Below are 6,973 nucleotides of genomic sequence, written 5' to 3'. Positions count from 1 at the left end.
GCTATACCATTGAGTGCATCAATGAACTCTTGAAGAATAAAGCTAACCTCGTACACTCGCGACATCGCTCAATACACAACTTCATTATGAACCTATGTTCTGCCCTAACAGCCTATTGCTTTTTTGACAATAAACCTGAGGCACTACCTGTTTATGTCGAAAAATCAAAGCAGTTAGAACTATTTACATACAAAGCTTATCCCTAACTCGCGTATAATATGATAAAATCCTCAGAAAGAAGTGATATTCTCGTTTTTAATTGCTACCTTTATCATGTCAGATTTTTGTCTATTTTTTATGTTTGCTGCACCAAAATAGGTAAAAATTCTGACATATCCAAGTGTTTTGAGGACTTTGTTTCTCAGGCACTTGGATTTCTTAAAAGATTTTACGCTGCGGAATTAAGGTATCCACCAACAAGGAGGTATGTTCCCACCAAACAGGGGGTACAGAAACATCCAAAAAACAATAAAACTTAGTTCCTCCGTTTGAAAATCCAGAACGTACTGTTGTCCCATGCAGCGGTGCCTTCAGGAGCAGCACAAAGCACAAGGTGGTCATCGTCAAGCGTAAGGATGTCGAATTTATGCTGTTTTTCGGTTGCGCCATAAATGTGACCGCTCAGCACTGTCGCCCCTGTGAGGGTTAGAGTACCTATGCTCCATTGCGAGCCATCGTCAGGATTGTTCTTCGACGACGACATGTTGAACGCAAAAGTACCCTTTTCAACTACTGTGCCATCGGCAGCATAGCGCGTAAAATTAGGTCCTCCGTTAAGGTCGAACACCATATAACCGTCTTTCTCATCAACGTTGGCAAGAGCAATCGACGTCCAGTCGGGTATAAATTCTGTAAGGTATCCGCCCGTTCCATAAACGGCAGCCACCGTGCTGTCCCACGTCCACTTCTTGCCTTGCTGACCGCTTCCTCCAAACAATTCCCACTCACGGGCCACAGGATGGTCAATAGACGTAACGTTTACCTTACGTGTCGTAGTAACAGTACCACCGTCACAGAGGCCTGTAAACGTAATAGTTTGCTCGCCAAGGAATGGCAGAGACACCGTGTCGCGGTCAGCAGCCGAGCGTCCTATCACGTAATCCCAGTAGGAACCCACGCCCAGTGTGTTGTTAACCATAATGATTTGGTTGCCCCCCGGCGTTGTAGCATGAACATCAAGCTTTAGTTCGTTTTCATCAACTACATTGCCAAGCTGCTTGTCATCCATCACAGGCTCGCACGAAAACAGCAGTGCCGAGCATGTACAAAGCACTAAAAATATATATTGTTTCATTGTTTTTACTCCTATTTTATTAATACAACAAATTGTCTCCCGTCCACCCTGGGTTCTGCTTCAGCACACCATTGGAGAGGTCTATTTGCGTTTGTGGTATCTGAAGGAAGCCTCCGGTATCGGTAACGCGCTGGCGAATGTCGGACATATCCATTGTTTTCTGCTCCAGATTATCCTGCATCGGTACTCCGTTTTCACGGGCAAGCGCATCACCTGCCATATGCCAGCGAAGCAAATCGTACCAGCGAAGGCCCTCGAAAGCAAGCTCCCAGCGACGCTCATTGCACAGCGCGTTGTCGGAATACGCCGTAATGGGTGTCAGACCAGCACGTGCACGCACGGCGTTAATGCCGTTGACGGTATGCGTAAGCTCGCTGTACATCAGCAGAATATCGGCAAAACGCAGAACAACAATGTCCTGAATGTTGTTCAATTGATAGTCGGGGTCGATGCCAGGATAGAGTTTTCTCGAATAGTTTTCGTAGCTGACGTTGCCGCTTGCATCGGTAACCTTCACGTTGATAGCGCAATATTTCTTCTGCCACAGGCCAGTTTCGTTATACTGTTTGTCAGCTCCCCACACGTAATTGGGGGCTTCATCGACCACGTCGAAGACAGAAGCCTTGCGGCGTAAGTCAGTAGGCTCGGCCGTTTGCCAGTCATTAATCATGGCCGGACTGACGGGACCGAAACCCCATCCTATACCCAGAGGGAAGTTGTTTTCGGTGCTGCTGTCGGTTTCACGCGGCGAAAAGTAGAGGTCAACTTGATTGTTTCGGTGAGCGTTGCTGTCGTCCCATACGGCCTTTGAGCTATATTTAATCATGAATATAGTTTCAAGATTGGCCCCGTCCTCCCCGTACCAGCTGAGATGATTCGACGCAGCGTAGGGATAATCGGGCGCCGTATAGGGATTGGAATAAGGCCAGAGGTTGCGGAAATCGGGCATTAACTTATGCCCGCTATGGTCAATACAATCCTTCAGAAGAGCGGCAACATCTGTCTTCGACAGCGTACCATCGAGCGTTGGCAGGGCTTCTTTCTGATAATATCCAGTATAGAAAAGGAACACGCGCGCCAGAATGCCTTCAGCAGCCCACCGTGTAGCATGGCCCAACTGCGTGTCAGGAGCCACGTCAGCCTTTGTATTGGGCAGCAAATCAATAGCTTTTCTGAGGTCGGTTGCTATCTGGGCGTATACCTTTTCGGGTTCGGCCTGCGGCTCGTTACCTGATTGAGAAGTAGTAATCAGGGGAACATGGCCGAAGCTCCTGGCCAGATTGAAATAGAAATAAGCGCGCAGGAAGCGGGCTTCACCCTCAATCTTATCGTGGCTTTGCTGACTGCTGAAATGGATATTGGGCAACGATTCCAGTAGCATATTGCAACGATAAATGCCTTTGTAGTTAATTTTCCAAAGGTCAGAAAACATGTTATCGCTCGACTTTTTTAAATGATCAAGTGCCTGTGCATACCTGTCGTCGGGACCTCCACCTCCAAATCGGTCGTCGGAAAGCACCTCAGATACGATAAAAATGTTCTGTCCTTCAGCGTCATCAGTCATATTTCGCAGCATAGCATAACAGCCGGTGAGCGACTTTGACGCGTCGCTTTCGGTGCGGGGAAAGTTGGAATTGTTCTTCTTCGTAAGATTTTCCGTACTTAAGAAGTCGTTACAGCTGACGGCAATCAGCAACATGGCTGTGACAAAAATGATATGTTTTATTTTCATTTTCATTAGAATTTAACGTTAACACCAATCATATACACTCTTGGAGAGGGATAAAAGCCGAGGTCGATACCCGATGCCCATGCAGCGGTACCACCGTAACCCACCTCTGGATCCATTCCCGAATAGCCGGTAATAGTGAATAAATTGTTAGCCGAAAAATAAAGACGGAGCTGTTCAAAGGGCAGCGTTTTGAAGAGATGCTTAAAGTCGTAGCCCACGGTTACATTCTGCATGCGCATGAAATCGCCGTTTTCTACATAGAGATCAGAAATGAATTGCCAGTTGGTTGAGGTGCCCGAGGTAAGCCTTGGCCAGCGAGTTGAGGTACCAGCACCGTGCCAGCGGTCGAGAATATCGGATGTAAAGTTGTTCTTTGGGTAGTCAGCAAACGAGCGATACGACTTCATAATTTGGTTACCGAAGGCTCCGTTCATCGTAGCACTGACGTCAAAGCCGCGCCATGCCATGTTAACGGAGAAACCAAGCGTACAGTCGGGGTGCGGATCGCCAATCATACAACGGTCGTTTAAGTCAATAACGCCATCGTGATTAGTGTCTACCCATATCACGTCGCCGGGACGGGAACCGCTTAATTTAGCTTCGGTGTAATGGTCTATCTCGTCTTGTGTCTGGAAAATTCCGGCTGTTTTGTAGCCGTAAAAGTAGCCAATCGGATAGCCAACTTGTGCACGATACACCTCGTCGGTACCATTACTTAACACATTTGCTTCGCCGTGTATAATGCCTTCAGTATTGGCAATGCGCGTAACCTTGTTCTTATTATAGGCAAAATTAAGATTGGCACCGTAAGAGAAATCGCCGATATGGTCGTTCCACGACAGTGCTAATTCAATCCCGCTGTTGCGAACATCGCCTCCATTAATATAAGGAGCGTTGGTACCTGCCGTGTCTAAGATAGGAGCCTGCACTAACCAATCGCGTGTCCGCTTGATGTAATAATCGAAAGTAAGCCCCAATTTGCCCGAGAAGAAATGCGAATCAAAGCCGAGGTCGGTTTGTTCTGACTTCTCCCAGGTAATATTTGGGTTGGCTAAGATATCAGGGTAAGCACCGTTGGTTATCACCGATTTGTCTTTACCAAAAGTATAATCTATATTGGTAAATGAGATGGTAGAGAGGTATTGATAGCCCGGTATCGACTGATTTCCGTTCTGTCCCCAGCTTGCACGCAGTTTCAAAAAGCTTAACCAGTTGCGCGTTGACAACATAAACGGCTCTTCTGTAAGCACCCATCCAGCAGAAACAGAAGGAAAATAGCCCCACTGATGGCCGCGGGCGAACTTGCTTGAACCGTCAGCGCGCAACACAAATGTGGCCATGTATTTATCCTGATAATCGTAATTGACGCGCCCGAAGAACGAAGCCAATGTCTCTTTACCCCACGGACTTCCCGTCAATGTTGTGCGGGCAGTGATAGCCGACGTGTTAACAAGATAGGCATGCTTGAAGTCATCAAACTGCGAATTGGTGTTAGAACCTGTGATGCTTTCGCCAAGGCCATCGGCTTCAATACTTTGTCCAAGCAACGCATCGAAGTGGTGCTTGCCGCCTAACGTAAAAACATAATTGGCTGTATTCTCCCACATCAACGAGCATCCGGCAGAAAGGCTCTGGTAAACATTATCAGCGTCGTTCATTACATTGCTTGATAGCTTATAAACGGGGGTGTAGCTGCGATAGGAATCAACACCGAGCGTGAAACCTAAATTAGTTTTCAGCCGTAGTCCTTTGACGGGTTGCAACACAGCATAAAGCGCAGCCCTCAAGCCATGACTCTTGCTCTGGTTGTTTCCGCTTACGTTATACATCTTTGCTATCGGGTTAGGCTCTCGTATTTCCCATGGTATGGCATAATGATAGCTTCCGTCAGCATTCAGGTTCGGCAGGAAAGGCGACGTGAGAAGCATGTTGCGAAGATCGTTTCCGTAATTGTCGCCGATAGATATTCCCTGGTTTTGGGTATAGTCGTATAACAGATTTTCACCTATCGTAAATACGTCAAGCTTACCGCGTTGTATAATCTTGTGTTCGGAATTGATACGTGCCGTATAGCGCGAGAAGTTGGGTTCGCACGGCTTTCCCAGAATACCGTCCTGATAAGTATAAGATAATCCGACAGAAAATGTGGAACGATCGTTACCCCCTGCTATATTGACAGCATGATTGGTAATGAGAGCATTCTTGTTTCTTATTTCCTCCATCCAGTTGGTTCCGTTCCAATTTCCGCTTTCGATATCGCTCCAGTTGGGTACCAACGATGCAAAATTGTAAGGCGTTAAACCGTCTTGCATTCTTTCCTCGTTCATGATCATGGCATACTCTTTCGCGTTAAGCAGGTCGGGCATACGATATACATTCTGCACGCCCACGTAGCCGTCGTAGCTGATTTGCGCCTTTCCAGCCTTACCTTGCCTGGTAGTAACAAGGATAACGCCGTTGGCAGCACGCGACCCGTAGATAGCGGCCGAAGCGGCATCCTTCAATACGTCAACGCTCTCTATGTCAGCAGGGTTCAGCCCATTGATATTTCCTCCTGCCACACCATCAATAATATAAAGAGGTGTTGAGTCGCCAGTCGTACCCAAGCCACGTATATTTACCTTATATCCTTCACCAGGCATGCCCGACGATTGCGTAATTGTCACACCTGGCGTCTTGCTTTGCAGTGCTCCCAGCGGGCTTACAGTATTGAGCTTTTCAAGGTCTTTGCCGTTCACTTGCACCGTTGCACCCGTCACCAGTTTTTTCTTTTGAACGCCATAGCCCATCACAACCACCTCGTTCAACGACTTGTCTTCTTCCTTCAGAACAATGTGCAGGGACTGTGATGAAGCCTTAACATCCTGAGTCTGAAAGCCGATATACGATATTTTCAGCATTGAACCAGCAGGAACCGTAATGGTAAACTCGCCATTAATATCCGTAACTGTACCATTGCTGGTACCAGTCTGCAAAATAGTTGCTCCAACAATGGGTTCATTGTCGGAGGATAAAACACTGCCCTTTGCCGTAATCTGCTGTTGCGCGGAAACAGTAAGGCAAAACAAAACTGACAACAACAACAGCAGTATTCGCCTGCTATGCTGGGGTAGGCCAGTAAACCATGTTAACCCTTTCTTTTCCATAATAAGAGTTTAATTGTCTAAACTTTATAAGTACATGCAAAAATAATGTTTTTTCATCCACAACACAATTTTTTTAATATTTTTATACTAAAAAAGCACAACTTTATAACTATTCACCGGTATTGACCAGTCCGTATTCTCTCCTCAAAAATCTTCGTATAAAGGCTATAAAGATGCTCATTTTTCTTGCGTATTTCAGATTTTCTTTGTACCTTTATACCTATGAAAGAGCAAGTTACGGATATATCAAAAGTATTACAAGACATGACGGAAGAAATGCGATTGTTGCGTGAAACTGTCAACCAGCAGTATGCCGAGATTATCAAATTGAACCTGTACGTTGCCAAACAAAAGTGCACAACTGCAAATATAGTTATTTACTCTGTAATTTCATTCTTTTATGCTCAGAAATTCTTTTGTTGATTGAATTTTGCTTTATAGTTTCTCTTATCCTTTTAATTTCCTCCCCTTGGCCTAAATATACATTTCTTGGTGTAAGATTATCCAATGATTCATGAAACCTGCTCTCATTATAGTATTTCACCCATTGGGCAACAGCCTTTTCTAATTCAGAGGGACAGAAATAATACGCGAGTTCGGGATAAAACTTTGTTGAGCTCATGCCTCGTGTATTCTTGAGTATCCAACTCGTTCATGGCCTAAAGGCTAAAATGAAGAACAAGCTGATGCCGATGTGGGATAAGATGATGTTAAGAAAACGCTATACCATTGAGTGCATCAATGAACTCTTGAAGAATAAAGCTAACCTCGTACACTCGCGACATCGCTCGATACACAACT

The 6,973-nt window shown here is 45.7% G+C and carries 4 protein-coding genes and 2 pseudogenes; 2 read left to right on the top strand and 4 right to left on the bottom strand.

The window, feature by feature from the left end; all coding sequences use genetic code 11:
• Nucleotides 1-206 (top strand): annotated as a pseudogene (locus X919_RS17100) (IS982 family transposase); the annotation flags it as partial.
• 269 nt (nt 207-475) lie between these two features.
• Here X919_RS17100 and X919_RS0106975 read toward each other — a convergent pair.
• The 4 genes from X919_RS0106975 to X919_RS16050 form a co-directional block, all read right to left on the bottom strand.
• A complete protein-coding gene (locus tag X919_RS0106975; RefSeq protein WP_028899535.1) occupies nt 476-1,294 on the bottom strand; it encodes a hypothetical protein in 819 nt (272 codons plus the stop codon).
• A 19-nt stretch (nt 1,295-1,313) separates the two neighbouring features.
• Entirely contained in the window at nt 1,314-3,026 is a 1,713-nt protein-coding gene (locus tag X919_RS0106970) for a RagB/SusD family nutrient uptake outer membrane protein (protein ID WP_253270105.1), read from the bottom strand.
• Between the two features lie 5 nt (nt 3,027-3,031).
• Entirely contained in the window at nt 3,032-6,172 is a 3,141-nt protein-coding gene (locus X919_RS0106965) for a SusC/RagA family TonB-linked outer membrane protein (RefSeq protein ID WP_051502461.1), read from the bottom strand.
• Between the two features lie 373 nt (nt 6,173-6,545).
• Nucleotides 6,546-6,794, bottom strand: coding sequence for an integrase core domain-containing protein (locus tag X919_RS16050; protein WP_081759434.1), 249 nt, complete (start codon nt 6,792-6,794; stop codon nt 6,546-6,548).
• 19 nt (nt 6,795-6,813) lie between these two features.
• Here X919_RS16050 and X919_RS0106955 point away from each other — a divergent pair.
• Nucleotides 6,814-6,973, top strand: a pseudogene (locus X919_RS0106955) (transposase); the annotation flags it as partial.

Origin of the sequence: Prevotella sp. HJM029 (assembly GCF_000599605.1) — a bacterium.
Taxonomy (GTDB): domain Bacteria; phylum Bacteroidota; class Bacteroidia; order Bacteroidales; family Bacteroidaceae; genus Prevotella.
The sequence above is the reverse complement of the archived record's forward strand: the minus strand, read 5'-3'. Positions and strand labels throughout refer to the sequence as shown.

Coding starts and splice junctions, on each gene's coding strand:
- X919_RS0106975 (WP_028899535.1), bottom strand. CDS start 1,294: ATGAAACAATATATATTTTTAGTGCTTTGTACATGCTCGGCACTGCTG.
- X919_RS0106965 (WP_051502461.1), bottom strand. CDS start 6,172: ATGGAAAAGAAAGGGTTAACATGGTTTACTGGCCTACCCCAGCATAGC.
- X919_RS0106970 (WP_253270105.1), bottom strand. CDS start 3,026: ATGAAAATAAAACATATCATTTTTGTCACAGCCATGTTGCTGATTGCC.
- X919_RS16050 (WP_081759434.1), bottom strand. CDS start 6,794: ATGAGCTCAACAAAGTTTTATCCCGAACTCGCGTATTATTTCTGTCCC.